Source organism: Streptomyces sp. MJM8645 (assembly GCF_001625365.1).
GTDB lineage: Bacteria > Actinomycetota > Actinomycetes > Streptomycetales > Streptomycetaceae > Kitasatospora.
In genome coordinates, this window is the sequence record NZ_LJJF01000001.1 from 1,188,970 (window position 1) to 1,205,074 (window position 16,105).

The 16,105-nt window shown below is 73.1% G+C and carries 14 protein-coding genes; 7 read left to right on the forward strand and 7 right to left on the reverse strand.

Features of this window, described 5'->3' with window-relative positions; all coding sequences use genetic code 11:
- Positions 1-174: 174 nt before the first annotated feature.
- Positions 175-549 carry a helix-turn-helix transcriptional regulator gene (locus A6F73_RS04725; RefSeq protein WP_079135435.1) on the forward strand — a complete coding sequence of 125 codons (375 nt, stop codon included), beginning with the start codon at positions 175-177 and terminating at the stop codon, positions 547-549.
- Positions 550-608: 59 nt separating this feature from the next.
- Here A6F73_RS04725 and A6F73_RS42130 read toward each other — a convergent pair whose 3' ends face one another.
- From A6F73_RS42130 to A6F73_RS04735, 3 genes are all read right to left on the reverse strand, one after another.
- A complete protein-coding gene (locus A6F73_RS42130; protein WP_167745848.1) occupies positions 609-773 on the reverse strand; it encodes a hypothetical protein in 165 nt (54 codons plus the stop codon).
- A gap of 39 nt (positions 774-812) precedes the next feature.
- Entirely contained in the window at positions 813-1,091 is a 279-nt protein-coding gene (locus A6F73_RS04730) for a helix-turn-helix transcriptional regulator (RefSeq protein WP_079136201.1), read from the reverse strand.
- Positions 1,092-1,458: 367 nt separating this feature from the next.
- Entirely contained in the window at positions 1,459-2,337 is an 879-nt protein-coding gene (locus A6F73_RS04735) for a LysR substrate-binding domain-containing protein (protein WP_063346601.1), read from the reverse strand.
- Positions 2,338-2,461: 124 nt separating this feature from the next.
- Between A6F73_RS04735 and A6F73_RS04740 the strand changes: the two genes are divergently transcribed.
- Positions 2,462-3,514 carry a bile acid:sodium symporter family protein gene (locus tag A6F73_RS04740; RefSeq protein ID WP_063346602.1) on the forward strand — a complete coding sequence of 351 codons (1,053 nt, stop codon included), beginning with the start codon at positions 2,462-2,464 and terminating at the stop codon, positions 3,512-3,514.
- A gap of 16 nt (positions 3,515-3,530) precedes the next feature.
- Here A6F73_RS04740 and A6F73_RS42850 read toward each other — a convergent pair whose 3' ends face one another.
- Positions 3,531-3,734: a cold-shock protein gene (locus A6F73_RS42850; protein WP_063350947.1), complete on the reverse strand. Its 204-nt coding sequence runs from the start codon at positions 3,732-3,734 to the stop codon at positions 3,531-3,533.
- 554 nt (positions 3,735-4,288) lie between these two features.
- On the opposite strand from A6F73_RS42850, the gene A6F73_RS04750 reads away from it, so the two are divergent.
- From A6F73_RS04750 to A6F73_RS04760, 3 genes are all read left to right on the forward strand, one after another.
- A complete protein-coding gene (locus A6F73_RS04750; protein WP_159398356.1) occupies positions 4,289-4,843 on the forward strand; it encodes a hypothetical protein in 555 nt (184 codons plus the stop codon).
- Between the two features lie 298 nt (positions 4,844-5,141).
- The gene (locus tag A6F73_RS04755) at positions 5,142-6,515 is read left to right on the forward strand and encodes a radical SAM protein (RefSeq protein ID WP_063346604.1); all 1,374 of its coding nucleotides are present in this window, start codon (positions 5,142-5,144) and stop codon (positions 6,513-6,515) included.
- On the forward strand, positions 6,512-7,639 hold the full coding sequence (locus A6F73_RS04760; RefSeq protein ID WP_063346605.1) for an arginase family protein: 1,128 nt from the start codon (positions 6,512-6,514) through the stop codon (positions 7,637-7,639). The genes A6F73_RS04755 and A6F73_RS04760 overlap by 4 nt, the downstream gene beginning before the upstream one ends.
- Before the next feature lie 27 nt (positions 7,640-7,666).
- Here the strand turns inward: A6F73_RS04760 and A6F73_RS04765 are convergent, their stop codons facing one another.
- The 3 genes from A6F73_RS04765 to A6F73_RS04775 form a co-directional block, all read right to left on the reverse strand.
- On the reverse strand, positions 7,667-8,965 hold the full coding sequence (locus A6F73_RS04765; RefSeq protein ID WP_063346606.1) for an MFS transporter: 1,299 nt from the start codon (positions 8,963-8,965) through the stop codon (positions 7,667-7,669).
- A gap of 208 nt (positions 8,966-9,173) precedes the next feature.
- Positions 9,174-10,127, reverse strand: a complete 954-nt coding sequence (locus A6F73_RS04770; RefSeq protein WP_063346607.1) for a Gfo/Idh/MocA family oxidoreductase — start codon at positions 10,125-10,127, stop codon at positions 9,174-9,176.
- Between the two features lie 52 nt (positions 10,128-10,179).
- Positions 10,180-12,786 carry a tetratricopeptide repeat protein gene (locus A6F73_RS04775; protein ID WP_063346608.1) on the reverse strand — a complete coding sequence of 869 codons (2,607 nt, stop codon included), beginning with the start codon at positions 12,784-12,786 and terminating at the stop codon, positions 10,180-10,182.
- 406 nt (positions 12,787-13,192) lie between these two features.
- Between A6F73_RS04775 and A6F73_RS42460 the strand changes: the two genes are divergently transcribed.
- Both A6F73_RS42460 and A6F73_RS04780 read left to right on the forward strand, forming a co-directional pair.
- Positions 13,193-13,330: a hypothetical protein gene (locus A6F73_RS42460; RefSeq protein WP_159398357.1), complete on the forward strand. Its 138-nt coding sequence runs from the start codon at positions 13,193-13,195 to the stop codon at positions 13,328-13,330.
- Positions 13,324-15,933: an FtsX-like permease family protein gene (locus A6F73_RS04780; RefSeq protein WP_079135436.1), complete on the forward strand. Its 2,610-nt coding sequence runs from the start codon at positions 13,324-13,326 to the stop codon at positions 15,931-15,933. Before A6F73_RS42460 ends, A6F73_RS04780 begins: the two co-directional genes overlap by 7 nt.
- Positions 15,934-16,105 lie beyond the last annotated feature (172 nt).

Here is a 16,105-nt window from a genome sequence, read left to right on the forward strand (position 1 = left end):
ACGCAGGGACGGGGGTGCGGGAGCGGGCGGGGCGGGGCGAGGCGGGCCGGGGCAGCGGCCGGAGCACGCCGGCGCGCGACCCTGTCAGACCGGGCGGGTAGCGTGGCAGACGTGCCCCAGGTGTCCCGAGTCCCCCTACCCGACCTCGTCCGACTGCGGCGGGCCCGCGACCGGATGGACCGCGACTACGCCCAGCCACTGGACGTGTCGGCGCTGGCACACACCGCGCTGATGTCGCCGGGCCACTTCTCCCGCAGCTTCCGCGCCGCCTTCGGCGAGACCCCGTACGGCTACCTCATGACCCGCCGGATCGAGCGGGCCAAGGCGCTGCTGCGACGCGGCGACCTGAGCGTGACGGAGGTCTGCATGGCGGTCGGCTGCACCTCGCTGGGCTCGTTCAGCTCGCGGTTCACCCAGCTGGTCGGCGAGACCCCCAGCGCGTACCGGGCCCGGGACCACGGCCACGCCGCCGCCCTCCCGGCCTGCGTCGCCAAGGTCCACACCCGGCCGACCAGGACCGGGGAGGCCGGCGACCCCACCGGCCCGTAGCGCGGCGTTCGACCGGGCTCGGCAGGAGCTCCGACCCTAGGGGCGTGTTCAGACACGCCTCAGGGCGTGTCCTCCGGATCCGGCTCCGGGGGCAGGCCCACCTCCTCGCGGTCCTCCTCGGTGCGCTCGTCGAGCTCCTCCTCGTCGGGCCGCCGGGGCAGACCGCGCCCGTGCCCGGTGTCCGGGTCGCCTTCGACGTCCTTGTTGGACTTGTGGTGCGACATGGCGCCTCCTCACCCCCGATTCCGCCGGTACCTTCCCACTCAAACGCGCGCCCCGGGCACCCGCAAGCCGGGGCCGCGATCACGGGGCGCCCCGCCCGGCGCCTCGGGGAACGCCGCCGACTCGAACTGCGCCCGCTGGTCGGCGTCCAGCCGCAGCACGTCCACGAGCAGCCGCACCGTCTCCCGTCGGGGCCGCAGCGCCCCGCCCCGCTCCAGATTGCGCACCGCGCGAACACTCAGCGTGGCGAGGTCGGCCAGTTGCTGCTGGGTCAGGCCCCGGTGCTTCCGGTGTCCGTGCAGCATGTCGCCAAATCGCATCTTTCCCGACCTTTCCCTGTCCGCGTCAGCCGGCTGCTCTAGGGCGTGTTTCATCATTCCCGTCGGATCAGCGCGCGGCGGTGGGCGCCCGGCTGGGCGTGCCGGCGAAGCGTCCTCGTACTGGGCCGTACTTGGACGTTTCGCCGGTGCGGTCAGGCGGGATGCCCGGCGTCGCGCGCCCGGCGGGAATGATGAAACACGCCCTAGCCTTCGTAACGCGACCGGAGAACCGTCGGGTTCAACGGCCGAGCGGTGTGAAGTCCGGCTTCGGCCACCGCCCTTGACTTCCTGTCACCATCGATCGTGGGAACCCGTCGGTCCGCCGCCTCGCCCGCGTCCGGGCAGCCCCCGACCGTCGCCCCCCCCGTCACGGCTCCGCCCGCTCCGGTGCGCGTTGCAGGCGGAACGCGTCCGCGAGGACCGCCTGGGCCAGCACCCGGGCCGGGCCGCGCGCCGTGGTGCGCCCCGTGGTGAGGGCGAACTCGGTGGTACCGAGGTTGGGCAGGCCCGGCTGGTCGGGCAGCACCCGCAGGCCCGACGGGATCAGGCTGCGGGCGTGCGGCACCACCCCGAGGCCGGCCAGCGCGGCGGCCCGGACCCCGGAGAGGCTGGTGCTGGTGCAGGCGATCCGCCAGGGCCGCCCGTCACGCTCGCAGACCTCCAGGGCGCGGACCCGGGTGAAGCTGGGCGGCGGGTAGACGATCAGCGGCAGCGGCTCGGCCGGGTCCGTCCGGAAGTCCTCCGCCGCGATCCACACCAGCTTGTCCTGCCACACCAGTTGGCCCTGCGAGCCACCGCCGGGCGGGCGTTTGCCGAGCACCAGGTCGAGCCGTCCGTCGGCCAGTTGCTCGTAGAGCACGGCGCTGAGGCCGACGGTGAGTTCGAGGTCGACCTGGGGGTTGCTCCGCCGGAAGCTCCGCAGGATCTGCGGCAGCTCGGTGTGGACGAAGTCCTCCGAGGCGCCGAACCGCACCCGCCCGCGCACCTGCGTCTGCGCGAAGTAGCCGAGCGCCTGCTCGTGCGCCTCCAGGATCGTCCGGGCGAAGCCGAGCATGGCCTCGCCCTCGCTGGTGAGCTGCACGGAGTGGGTGTCGCGCAGGAAGAGCTGCCGGTCGGCGGCCGTCTCCAGCCGCCGTACGTGCTGGCTGACCGTCGACTGCCGCAGCCCCAGCCGCTGGGCGGCCCGGGTGAAGCCGCCGGTCTGGGCCACCGCGAGGAAGGACCTCAACTGCACCGGATCGAACACCTGGCCATTCTATCCGCTGATATCACGGATCATGATGACAGTGAGTGCCGCCAGCGGGATTCACAATCACCCCGGCGGACGGCAGGCTGAGGCCATCCCACCCGAACCGCCACCGCGGAGAACCATGCCTCGCCCGAACCGTCCGCTCCGCTCCCACCTGCCCCGGCGCCCCGCCCGCCTCCGGGTCGACCCGTTCATCGCCGCCCTGCTGGGCACCGTGGCAGTGGCCGCCCTGCTCCCCGCCCGCGGCGCCGCCGCACCGGCCTTCTCCGACGCCGCCACCGGCGCGGTCGCCGTCCTGTTCTTCCTCTACGGCGCCCGGCTCTCCGCCCGCGAGGCCTGGGAGGGGCTCAAGCAGTGGCGGCTGCACGGCACCGTGCTCGCGGTCACCTTCGGCCTCTTTCCCCTCCTCGGGGTGGCCGCCCACCTGCTGGTGCCGGCGGTGCTGTCGCCGCAGCTCTACCAGGGCCTGCTGTTCCTGACCCTGCTGCCCTCCACCGTGCAGTCCTCGATCGCCTTCACCTCCATCGCCCGCGGCAACACGGCCGCGGCCGTCTGCAGCGCGACCTTCTCCAGCCTCTTCGGCATCATCCTGACCCCGCTGCTCGCCGCCGTACTCCTGCACACCAAGGGCGGTGTCTCGCCGGGCACCGTGCTGGAGATCGCCGAGCAACTCCTCCTCCCCTTCGCCGCCGGCCAGGTGCTGCGCCGCTGGATCGCCGCCTGGATGGCCCGCCACCGCGCCGTCCTCGGCCTGGTCGACCGCGGCTCGATCCTGCTGGTCGTCTACAGCGCCTTCAGCGCCGCCGTGGTGGGCGGGGTGTGGGGCGCCCTCTCCCTGCCCCGGCTGGCGGCCCTGCTGGGGGCGGAGGCGGCGCTGCTGGCGCTGGTCCTGACCACGACGCTGCTGGTCGGCCGCCGGCTCGGGTTCGGCCGGGGCGACCTGGTCGCGATCGTCTTCTGCGGCTCCAAGAAGAGCCTGGCCAGCGGCGTCCCGATGGCCACCGTCCTCTTCCCGGGCCCGGCGGCCGGGCTGATGGTGCTGCCGCTGATGCTCTTCCACCAGCTGCAACTGATGGTCTGCGCCGTCCTGGCCCGCCGCTGGGGCGCGCAGGCCGAGAGCGCCGGGGCCACGGCGCAGCCGGCGGCCGCACCGGCCCTCGACCACGCGGCCTGACGGGCTCCGCGCGCCCTCAGAGGCCGACGACGTCGACGGCCTGCGGGCCCTTACGGCCCTGCGCGATCTGGAACTCGACCCGCTGCCCCTCCTCCAGGGTCCGGTACCCGAGCCCGACGATGGACGAGAAGTGGACGAAGAGGTCCGGACCGGGGACGTCCGGCACGATGAACCCGAACCCCTTCTCGGCGTTGAACCACTTCACCGTGCCGAAGTTGATCAAGGCGCGCCGGCCCTCCACTGCCCGGTCCTCCACCGCCCGCCCGGCCACCGCCTGCCCCGTGTCCGCCCGCCCCGTGTCCGCCCGCCCGGTGTCCGCCCACGCCGGGGCGCAGACCGCCGCCAGGGCGCCGAGGGCGACGGCCGACGCGCACACCATGGCCGCCACGCGGCCGCGCACAAGGACGAGAGGGGACATCACAAGCCTCCTGGCGGGAGAAGGACCGGGCCGTTCAGCAGGGGCACGCGCGACTGATCGCGTACTCACGGTGTCCGCCGATGCCCCGTCCCGCAAGCCCGGACGACCGACCGGGCGGTCTTCCGTCCCGGCCGCCCTCAGGTCCGCGAGGCCGGGCCCCGGTTCTGGACCATTCGAGGCGCATCGGCGGGGTTCCCAGGATGGCGACGGCCGGGAACCGTCGCGCCGTGTCACCGTCGCCCTTCGACGTCGCCCTTCGACGCCCTTCGGCCCGCCTCGCCCCGCGTGCGGGCCGCCCCCTCCGGTCCGACGAAAGAAAGGGAACCCACGTGTCCGTACGCCGAAGCGTTGTGACCGTGTCCGCCGTCCTCGCCGCGCTGTCCACCGGCGTGACCCCGGCCGCCGACGCCGCCCCGACGGCCGCCGCGGAAATCCTGAACTGCACCGTGAACGCCGCCGTCAACTTCAGCCCGCCGCTCTCGGCCGGCCCAGAGGCCACCACCGTGGCGATCGGCGGGACGGCGAGCAGGTGCAAGGACTCGCTGGACGGCCCGACGGCCGTGACGGGCGGCACCGTCACCGCAACGCTCAGGTTCGGCGCGATCAGCTGCAGCCCGGCGACGCCGCCGGCACTGGCACCGGGCTCCTCGGCGACCTTCACCTGGAACCTGCAGGACGGCACGCAGGCGAGCAGCACCGTCACCGACATCGCCATCGTCGAGGTCGACGGCTCCGGGAGCCTCACCGGCACCGTCACCGCCTCCTCCACCCGCCTGGCCGGGGAGAAGCTGTCCGCGCTCGTGGACGTCACCAGCGACCAGCCGCTCGTGGACAACTGCGTCGACGTCCTACTCGGAACCGGCCGGCCCATCGCCGACTCGACCCTGACCGCCGACCTCTCCTTCAGCTGACACCAGACCGTCCCGATGCGCGCCGGGCCCACCCCCGCAGGTGGCGGACCCGGCGCGCATCAGCGCAACCACGGTACGGCGGCATGGGGTGGATCGCGTCGCCGAGCAGCGTCACCCGGCGCACGCCCCGGGGGCACGAAGGTCCTCCGCGCTCCACGGGGCCGGTACGCGCACCAGTGAGCGTCGTTCACGCCGATGGCGGCGGCCACCGCCCGGGCAGGAGCTCCTCCGGGCGCGACCGATCGGCGCCCTCCCGTGAGCCGGTCGGCGCGAGCACGTCCCCACGTGCGGAGGAATCGTGACCAGGTGCTGCATCGTCCAACTGCCCTTCCCGTCCACCCGCGACCCCGATGACCGGCTGTCCGCCTACTACCAGGACTACGACCGCCGCTTCCGCGCCTTCCTCCCGGAGTACTTCATCCCGTCCGACGGGCTCTGGGAGATTCCGCTCTGGGTCGCGCACCTGACCGCCCTGCTGGACAGCACCGCGATCGACTCCTGCTTCGTCGACCTGTCCCGCACCCCTGCCGACAGCGAGGCCTGCGGCGCCCCGATCCTGGCGGCGACGGCACCCGGCGATCTCGTCCTGTTCTCGCCGCTGGCCCAGAACTTCCGGCTCGCCCTGGACCTCGCGGGCGAACTGGAACGCGCCGGGCGGCGCGTCGTCCTGGGCGGGAACATGGCCCCGCTGGCGCCCGAGGGCTCCGTGCACGCCGTGCACCGCGGGCAGCTCGACACCGGTTTCGCGGCCGTCCTGGTCGAGTTGGCCTCGGGGCGGGGCGGCCGCACGGAGAAGCGGGCCGCCCTCGGGTTGGTGGCCGAGCCCATCACCTGGGCACCGGACTACCGCCATCTGGACGGCTACAGCGGCAAGGTGCCGATGCTGCGGCTCAACGCCAGCCACGGCTGCCTGTACAAGTGCGCCTTCTGCGGGGACGCCTGGAGCAAGCAGCTCACCCTGGTGGGGAGCAGCGCCCTCCGCGCCGAAGTGGACCAGCTCGCCGACCGCTTCCCGGACACCCGGCTCGTCTACGTCGGCGACAAGACCTTCGGGCAGTCGCGGGAGGCGGTCCGCAACCTACTGGAGGTGTTCCGCGACCGCCCCGGCTACAAGTTCATCGTGCAGACCCACGTCCTCCAGGTGAAGGAGTGGGTCATCGAGGCGATGCTCGAACTCGGCGTCGTGGCGGTCGAGCTGGGCTTCGAGTCGGCCGACTCCCAGATGCTCAAACGGCTCGGCAAGCTGTCCCGCGGACTCGACGACTACACCGAACGGATCCACGCGCTGAGCGACGCCGGCCTGAAGGTGGTCCTCAACATGATGGGCGGACTGGACGAGGAGACCGAGGAGTCCCACGCGCAGACCGTCCGGTGGCTGGAGGCGAACCGCCGGGCCCTGTGGCTCTTCAACCTCTACAACTTCGTCCCCTACCCGCTCACCCCCGACTTCCAGCGCCTGCGCGAGCGCATCTTCACCTGGGACTTCGCGCAGTGGCGGGAGGACGCCCCGGTGGTCTACCGGCCCAGCCACCTGACTCCGGAGCGCAGCTGGGAGCTCTTCCAGGAGAAGATCGCCGCCGCCCACCGCATCGTCCGCGCCCCCGCGCCGGCCCTCCCCGGCCATTCCGACCGCTCCGGCCACCCCGACCGCTCCGCAAGGGAGACCGCATGAACCAGCCCCCGTACCAGCTGCCCCACCAACCCCTCAGCCGACTCCCCTCCCAACTCCCCGACTTCGAGGCGCTCCACCGCAGCGTCAAACCCGAGGAGTTCGAGACCGACCCGCTGCCCGGGTGGGCCGGCCTCGCCACCCTGTTCGGTGCCCCCGCCGCGGACCGGGCGCAGGTCGACGTCGGGGAGGACGGCTGGGTGGCGGCCGGTGTCCCGTACGACGCGACCGCCAGCTCCCGTCCGGGCGCGGCCGAAGGGCCGCGCGCGATCCGGCAGGCGAGCCTGGTGTTCTCCAGCTACCTCACCAGCCTGGGCCAGTGGAAGATGCTGGACACCCGCAGCGGCCGGACGTTCCGCTACCGCGCCCCGCGCGTGGCCGACGCGGGGGACCTGCACATCTACCCGACCGACACCATCCGCACCTTCCAGGCGGTCGCCGCCGGGAGCCGGCGGCTGAGCGGATCGGCGCCGCGCCTGGTCTTCCTCAACGGGGACCACTCGACCACCTTCCCCACCTTCGCGGGCTTCCGCGCCGGCCGGCTGGACCGGGGCGCGCGGCGGGTGGGATTCATCAACATCGACCACCACTTCGACTTCGGGAACTGGAGCACCCTGCACGGGCCGCTCTACCACGGGTCGAACTCCCGCCGGATCAGCGAGCTCCCGGGGATGCACCCCGAGGACATCGCCTTCGTGGGCGTCGGCGACGTGACCAGGTACGACCAGTTCCGCGGCCTGCTCGACCGGGGCTTCCACGTGGTGCCCGGATCGCAGATCCTGCGCCAGGGCGCGGCCGCGGCCCTGCGCCCGCTCGTCGAGCAGCTCGGCGAGCGCTGCGACACCGTGTACGTGTCGCTCGACATCGACGTCCTCGACAGCGCCGTGGCGACCGGCACCGGCCACGTGACCATGGGCGGCATCGACACCGGACACCTCCTGGACGTCTACGAGGAGTTGCGCGCCCTGCCCGTGGAGGCCGTGGACATCGCGGAGGTGGCCCCCCGCTACGACCCCTCCGGCAGCACCGCGCAGCTCGCCGCCCGGCTGCTGTTCGAGTTCCTCTTCCGCAGCGAGAGCGCCGCACCCGACCTGGCCCCCTGGACCGACCTTCGCCAGGAGCCGTGATCCGTCCCGTCCCCTTTCAGCGCCTGGTCACGGCATCGAGTAGCGCCCGGTGTCCACCCGCCGCCCCAACGCCAGGTACCCCGCCGCGGCCACCGTGCCGAGGACCGCGCAGCACCCCCAGAGGGCGCCCCGGCCGGCGTGGTCCAGCAGCAGCCCGCCGGCGACCGGCCCGAGGAAGGAGGCCGCCGACCAGGCCAGCGAGTTGACCCCCTGGTAGCGCCCGCGGGTGCTCGTCGCCGAGAGCTCGCTCACCAGGCTCATGCTCGTGGGTGCCTGAATCATCTCGCCGAGCGTCCAGACCCCCACGGTGGCGGCGTAGTAGAGGGCGGAGGAGCCCGCGAACGCGGTGAGGCCGAAGCCCGACCCGGTGAGCAGCGCGCTGACCAGCAGCAGCATCCCCCGGTGCTGTCCCTTCGTCAGGCGGGTCACCGGGATCTGCAACAGGACGATCAGCAGGCCGTTGATCCCGATCACCACTCCGTACTGCGTGCTGGTCAACCCGGCCTTGCCCATGTCCACGGCGAGCGTCGTGTTGCCCTGCTGGAGCATCAGCCCGAAGGCGAAGGTCAGCCCGACCAGCGCCATGAAGCGCCGGTCCCGGAAGACCGTGCCCAGCCCGGCGCTCGGCCCACTCCCCGCTCCTTCCCCCGCTCCTTCCCCCGCTCCTTCCCCCGGCCCTTCCCCCAGCCCGGCGGCGTCCCGCTGCGGCTCGACGGGCCGGGTCTCCGGGACCCTGACGAAGACCACCACGGCGCAGAGCAGCGTGGACAGGGCGTCCACGAGGAACAGCACCCGGTAGTCGTGGGCGGCGACCAGCCCGGCCAGCGCGGCCGATACGCCGAACCCGATGTTGATCGCCCAGTAGTTCAGCGCGAAGGCACGGGCCCGGTCGGCGGCCGGCACCAGGTCCGCGATGATCGCGGACGTCGCCGGACGGGAGGCGTAACTGCTCAGACCGACCAGGAACGCCGTCGAGGCGATCGCCAACTGCCCGTCGGCGAAACCCAGGGCCGCCGTGGTGAGCGCGGTGAGCAGCTGGGCGGCCAGCAGGGTGGGCCGCCGGCCGATCCGGTCCGCCAGCACACCGCCGACCAGCGCGGCGATCGCCGAGCCGAGGCCGATGAGCGAGGCGACCACCCCCGCGTACGAGGCCGAATAGCCACGGTCCGCGGTGAGGTAGAGCGCCAGGAACGTGACCACACCGCCGAGCCGGTTGACCAGGGTCGCGGCCCAGAGCCACCAGAAGGCACCCGGGAGCCCGCCGAGCGACTCGGCGACCGAACGGTGGAACCGGACGATCGGACCGGCAGGGGCAGAAGCGGTCATGGGGCGGCTCCCGAGCGACGAACGCCCGTCAGACGGTGGCGACACCCGCCGGAACAACCACGCACCGAGACGGGGACCCAGGCGGCCAGGCCACCCGAACCGGCCCCATCCTGCCCTGCCCGAGCCACCCCCGCACGTCTCGGCGAGTCGCTCGATTCCCGCCCGCCCCACCGACCCGAACGTCGCAGCGCCCCGCCCGCCCCGGGGACTACTCCGCGCCGGGCGCCGCGTGATGGATCTCGGTGATCCTCGCGGCCGCGTCGAACCCGAGGACCGGGTCGGGGCGGTCGGAGAGCAGGCTCTCGTACAGCGGCCGGTAATGGGCCACCTTCCGGGCCGTCCGACCGTCCGTCCCGAAGGCGGCGAGCAGGTCGCCGTCCCGGGCTGCGAAGCCGGTCATGGAGGTGTGGTCGATCCACACCTCCACACCCGCCCGGCCGAGGACCAGGCTGCTCTCCTTGCTGCTGGAGCCCGTGAGCCAGCTGCTGCGCAGACGTGCGGTACCCGACTCGCCCCGGGACCGGTACTCGGCGGTGCACCACGCGCTGGCGCCGCCGTCCAGCTGCCGGGCGGAGGTGAGCGCCGTGAGGTCGACCAGGCGGGTGAGCAGGCTGAGCTGGTTCACCCCGGAGTCCATCCAGCTGGAGCCGTAGGACTCGTAGGCACCGGCGCCCTTGAGGACGTAGGGATCGTAGAACGCGGAGGTGACGGCCGTGACGGGCCCCCACTCGGGGTGCTCGGCGAGCAGTTCCGCCGCCCAGCCGACCTCCGGCGAGAAGGCGAAGTGGTGCGCGGTGAACAACCGGCCCCGCACGTCGACCGCTTCGTCCAGCGCGCGAAGCCGCCCGAGCGAGGCGAGGTCGTGGACGAGGGGTTTCTCGACCAGCACCTTGGCCGTGGAGAGCCGGAGAGCCTGGGCCGCCAGCTCCGCGTGCGTGTGCGTGGGAGTGGCGAGCACGAGCAGATCGGGTCGGTGCTCCGCGAGCGCGTCGTCCAGGCCGGCGTAGTGACGCGGGGTGGTTCCACGGAACGAGGGCGGTTCCGGCCGGTTCGGATCGACCGTGAACTCGACCAGCACATCGTCCCGTTCGGCCAGAACCGCGAGATGGGTCTGCGCGATGGTGCCGACGCCGACAAGGCCGACGCTTACGAGGTCAGTCATCAGACTCTGCTTTCTCCGGACGACTCGGCCCAGGTGCGGGGGCCGGGGAGCGTCATCGGCGTGTCACCACCGCTGCCCAGCGGCCCAACGACGCGACGGGGCCGTCCACCCAGCCGACGGCGGGCAGGTGCTCCGAGGCGGCGAGGGAGCCGTCGATCCAGGAGGTCGCGATGGGAACCCAGTAGGTGTTGCCGCCGGACGTACGGGTGCGCGCATCGAGCTCGGATCGCGTGCGACGAGCACCCTCGTGGTCACCGGCGAGCACGCCGAGGAGGATATCGGCCACGTCCGCCAGGTTGTGGCCGCCCCGGTAGGCGATCCCGTCCGCAAGGTGCCGGGTGTCTCCCACCGCGGACCGGGCAGCGTCGACGTCGCCGGCCATGGCGTGGGCCACCGCCTCGGCGGACCGGAGCTTGACCAGTTCGACGGGGTTGGGCACCAGGTCGAGCAGTTCCCGGGCCCGGCCCGCCGCGTCGGCGACGGCTGCCGTGTCCCCGGACCAACAGGCGGTCTGCGCCAGGTTGGCGAGTGCCTTCGCCTCTGCGGCGGCCAGTCCCTCGCGCCTCGCCAGGTCGATCGCCTCGTGGTAGACGGAAGTCGCTTCCTCGAAGCGGGCGTTGACCCGCCAGATGTGCCCGGTCAGCCGGAGCCGTTCGCCTTCGTCCTCCGGGCCACGGACCGGTTGTTCGTACAGGGAGGCGAGAGCGGCCGCGAACCGCCCGTTGAGGTAGTCGAAGTCGCTGAGCCAGTAGCGGGCGGCCGCGTCGAACTCGCCCCCCACCAAGCCCCGGTAGATCTCCGCGGCCTGCGTGTAGTCGCCGTGGTTGCGCAGGGCGTGGGCGAGGTGGATGCGGACCAGCTGTACCGTCCGGCCACCGTGCCGCACGCCTCCGGCCGCGCCGCCGAGCACCTCGATCGCCTCCTCGACGCGGCCGGTCCGGCGGAGCTGGACTCCTCGGATGGCGGCCCGGATCGCCCGGTACTCGGGGAGGCCCACCGGGCCGCCGGTAAGACCGGCGCCGAGCTCCGACCACTGGCCGGCCTCGACGAGTCGCTGGGTGGCCAGCGTCATCCAGTCGTCGAAGACACCGTGCTCGGCAGAGAGTTTGAGCCCGGTTTCGAGGGCTTGCGCCGTCGCCACCCGCCCGCCGGAGGGGCCCAGGCGTTCGCCCAGCCAGCTCAGCAGCCGGGCGGCGACCTCACTGCGGTCGCGATCCGACCAGCCGTCCGGAAGCGTCCGGTCCGCCTCGCCGATGGCCTGCCGCAACGCCACGTGCAACGCGTACGGGAACGCATAGGCGTCGTCGTGTGTCAGGAACGGTCGGCGAAGGAACCGTGCCACGCTCCCGTCGGAGACTCCGGGTTGACCGGCGCGCAGCAGCTCTGCGCCCACCCGGTCGGTGAGCGCCGCTGTTCGGACCAGGTCGCGTTCCTCCCGGGGGAGGTCCCTGATCGACCGGGTCGCGACGGCTGTGAACGAGCCGCCGAAGTCCGCCACGGAGGGTTGCCCGCCGCGTGCCAGCAAGGCGGCGCAGTGGGAGACCGACAGGTCCAGGTACAAGGGAAGCCCCTGGCCGCCGGAGATGACGCGTTCCCGGATCTCCGCCGACATCGCGGGCTCACCGCCCCGGACGAGGGCCTCACGGAGATAGCTGTCCGCGTCGGAGTCCGACAGGTACCCCACGAGGTGCTGCCGTGGTTCGGCCGTGTCGTTGCTGAAGTGCAGCTGGGGCCAGCACTCCGGGCCGGTGAAATCCAGCTCGCCGCCCGCGCCCGAGTCGGCCCAGTCGATCCGGTTCCGGCCGGTGATGACGAACAGCACGTTCGGCATCAGATAGGCGCAGCGCTGGACGAACCGTTCCACTGCGCGGTCGGCCTGGCCGTTGACCACCTCGAAGGTGTCGAGGAAGACGCACACCCGGGGCCGCCGGCCCGCCCGACCGCCCCAGGGTTGCCGTTCCAAGTCCCAGGCCAGCAGGTACGGGAAGTACGAGAGCGTCTCGTAGTCGGCGTCCGCCTCGACCAGTTCGGCGAACAGGTCGCAGTCGGCCAGCAACCGGCCCTCCCGCACCCGGTCCCGGACGGCGCGGTACGTGACGAGCGCGGCCCGGTGGGCCAGTCCGGTCAGACCTCCCAGACCACCCGGGTCGACCTGCTTCACGGCCTCCGCGATCTGGTCACCCAGCGCGATGCTCCGCGAGGCGCGCCGCAGCGCCGGCGAGGCGTCCAGGAACTCCTGCAAGGCCTCGCCGGGGTGAGCGCGAGCCCAGTAGGAGGCCAGTGCCAGATCGAAGGCCGGCCAACGGCTCCCCAACTGCCCCAGGGCGGCCCTCAGACGCAGCAACAGGCTCTCGATGTCGCCGGCGCCCTCCTCCGAGAGATCGATCCGCACGGTCACCACGTCGTCGCGCTCCTTCTCCCGCGCTTCGGCGAGGAGGCGGCGCTCCAACTCGTGGGAGAGCGTCGTCTTGCCTATGCCACCCACGCCGTAGAAGGTCAGCACATTGCGGCGGCCCTGCCCGCGGTCCACGACCGGCGAGACCTCGGCCTCGTCCAGCATCCGGTGGAGCTCGTCGACCGACCGGGCGAACGCGGCCACTTCGTCGACCCGGTTGGTGAAGACCTGCTGAGCCGTGACGGTGGACGAAAGGCCGCTCATGAATGCAGCCCTCAGGTTCACCCGTGCCATGCGGCCTCCTGGCGTGCGTCGAGCCCCGGTCGGTTCGGCGGCATCTCCCGCAGCAGGATGCCGTGCTGAAATCTTGTCAGTGATTGATGCGGCGCCACAATCTCGCCCATGGGGTTTTCAGGCGGCCGACCCCGTGCGCTCCTCGGCCACGACGATGGGGCGCGGCGGGGCCTCGGGTAGGCTCCCCGAGCATGTCTCAACCTGCGTGGCGTGCCGCATCCGCCGACTGGTCGATCCGCCGGGGTACGGCGTCGAAGAGTTACGGCACGTCAAGGAGCCTGATACCGGCGCCGGATGCCGTACGCATCGGACTGCATCGTGGCGCCCGCACCCTCGGAATGGGACCGTCCGATTCTGGCAGGAGTGCCTTCCCCGGGTGTGCAGCCCGATGACCACGCTGACCACGCTGACCGTGGAGGAGACCGTCACGCCGCCGCTGCGGCTCGCGGGCGGGCTGCGCCGGCCCGCCTCGGGGCAGGTCGCGGCGCGCATGACGCACCTGGGCGCGTGGTGATCCGCCGCATCCGGAGGCTGGTCCGCCTCGTGGTGCCGGACCGCAGGGACCTGTCGCTGGCGTGGAGCACGATCAAGGGGCGCAGGGGCGGCTTCGTCGGCTCCTTCGTCGCGATCGCCGCGGGCTCGGCGGTGATCACCGCCTGCGGGATCCTGCTGATGTCGGGGCTCAGCACCGGGGTGGCCCCCGAGCGCTACTCGGGCGCGGCGGTGGTCCTCGGCGCGGAGCAGTCGTACTGGCTGGACGAGAGCTCCGAGGTCCGCTACAGCGAGCGCGTGACGCTGCCCGCCGACAAGGTCGCCGCCGTCGCCGCCGTGCCCGGTGTCCGGTCCGCCGTCGGCGATGTCGACGTCGAGGTCGGCGTGCTGGCCCCGGACGGCCGCGCGGTGGGCGGCCCGGACGGCTTCCCCGTGGTCGGGCACGGCTGGTCCGCCGCGGTGCTCGGGCCGTTCGCGGTGCGTGCGGGCAGCGCGCCCGCCGGGCCCGACGAGGTCGTACTCGACGCCGGCCTCGCCGCGCGCGCCCACGTGTCGCCCGGCGCGACGGTGCGGCTCGTGGTCGGCTCGGTCGCGTCGTCGTACCGCGTAGTGGGCGTCGCCGCGCCGGAGGGGGGCGGGTTGGGCCGCCAGTCCGCGGTGTTCTTCACCGACGGCCGGGCGGCCGAGCTGTCCGGCCGTCCGGACCGGGTGGACGCGATCGGTGTGCGGGCCGGGCCCGACGTCACCCCGGAGCAACTGGCCGGCAGGATCACGGCCGCCGTGCCGGGCGTGGTGGCCCACACCGGCGCGGAGCGCGGCGATGTGGAGTTCTTGGACGTGGGCGACGCCCGCAGCCTGGTGGTCGAGACGTCGGCGTCGTTCGGCGGCACCATGGTGCTGATCGTGGTGTTCGTGGTGGCGAGCACCCTCGCACTGTCGGTGCAGCAGCGCAGGCGCGAACTGGCCCTGCTGCGCGCCATCGGCGCGACGCCCCGGCAGATCCACCGGATGATCGGCGCCGAGATGACCCTGGTGTCGTTGGCGGGCGCCCTGGTCGGCGCGATCCCCGGCGTCGTCGTCGCGTTCGTGATGCGCGGCGCGTTCGTCCTCGCGGGCACGATGCCCGCGGACTTCCGAATGGACGTGGGGTGGCTGCCCTTCGTCGCCTCGCTGGCGCTGTGCATGACCAGCGCCCGGCTCGGCGGCTGGCTGGTCGCGCGCCGGGTGTCCGGGACCAGCCCGGTCGAGGCGCTCGGGGACGCCGCCGTCGAGCCCGGGAGGATCGGCCGGGTCCGGTTGGCCGTCGGTTTCCTGCTGATCCCGCTCGGGCTGTTGCTGACCTCGGGCCGGGTGGCGGTGTCGGGCGACTCTGCCGCCGACACCGCGGCGAGCGCGGTCCTGCTGTTCGTCGTGGCGCTGGGCTGTGTCGGCCCGCTGCTGGTCAGAGGCGCCGTCGTGCTGTTCGGCTCGCGCCTGAACCGGCAGTCCACGGCCCCCGGCTTCCTCGCCCAGGCCAACGCGCGGGCCCATGCGCGGCGGCTCGGTTCGGCCGTCACCCCGCTGGCCATGGGCGTGACCTTGGCCGCCGTGCAGGTGTTCGGCGCCTCCACGACGGTCGCGGCGTCGCGGGACCAACTCGACGCCGGCCTGCGGGCCGATCACGTGCTGACCTCGTCGTCCGGCGCCGGGGTGTCCCCGGAGGTCGTGGACGCCGTGCGCGGCGTGCCCGGCGCCGCCGTGGCGACGCCGGTGGCACGGATGCGGGTGCTGCTGACGTTCCCGTCCGAGGACAGCACCGCGACCAAGGTCTTCGCCGCCCAGGGCGTCGCGCCCGAACGGCTCTCCGAGACCATGGACCTCCGGGTGGTCGACGGCGACACCGCGGAACTGCGCGGCGAGACGGTGGCGTTGAGCCGGGTCGTCGCGGACACCGTCCATGCGCGGCGCGGTGGGACGGTCGACCTGCGGCTCGGTGACGGCACGGCGATCAGGCCGCGGGTGGTGGCGGTCTACGAGCGGGGCCTGGGCTTCGGGGACGTCACCCTGCCCAACGACCTCGTCGTCGCGCACAGCACCGCGCGGGTCGACACCGCCGTGCTGATCAGGTCCGCGGACGGGACCGACCCGAAGGCGCTCGCCGACGCGCTGCGCGACGCCGTCGGGCGCTACCCGACGGTCCAGGTGGGCGGCCAGGAGGCGTTCAAGGGCGCGCCCGGGGGCGACGGTTCGGGTGGCTGGGCGCTCAACCTCCTGTTCCAGACCGTGCTGTTGGGCTACATCGCCATCGCCGTGGTGAACACCCTGGTGATGGCGACGGCGGCGCGGGTGCGCGAGTTCGCGATGCTGCGACTCATCGGCGCCAACCGGGCCCAGGTCCGCGCGATGATGAACGGCGAAGCCAGGATCGTGGTCTTCTCGGCGCTGCTGTTCGGTCTGTTGGCGACGATCCCGCCGCTGGTCGGCATCAGCCTCGGGCTGACGAGGTCACCCGTTCCCAGCGTCTCCCCCGTCGGCCTCGTCGCGATCGTGGCGGCCACCGTCGCGCTCTCCTGGGGTTCGATCGCGATGGCCACCCGGGCCGCCCTGCGGCCGGCGCCGGTCGACGCGATCGGCGGGCGCGAGTGAGCCGCCCTGCGAGCGGCTGATGCCGCCCGCGGGGCAGGACTGACAACGGCTCCTGCGGCCTGCGGAGTTGGGCCGGCGGTGAGTGGTTCGCCCGGCGGCCGGAATGCCGATGTACGGGGCTTGAACATCCGGGCTTCGAAGCTGCCAGACTGGAAGCTGCCGGACTGGGAGC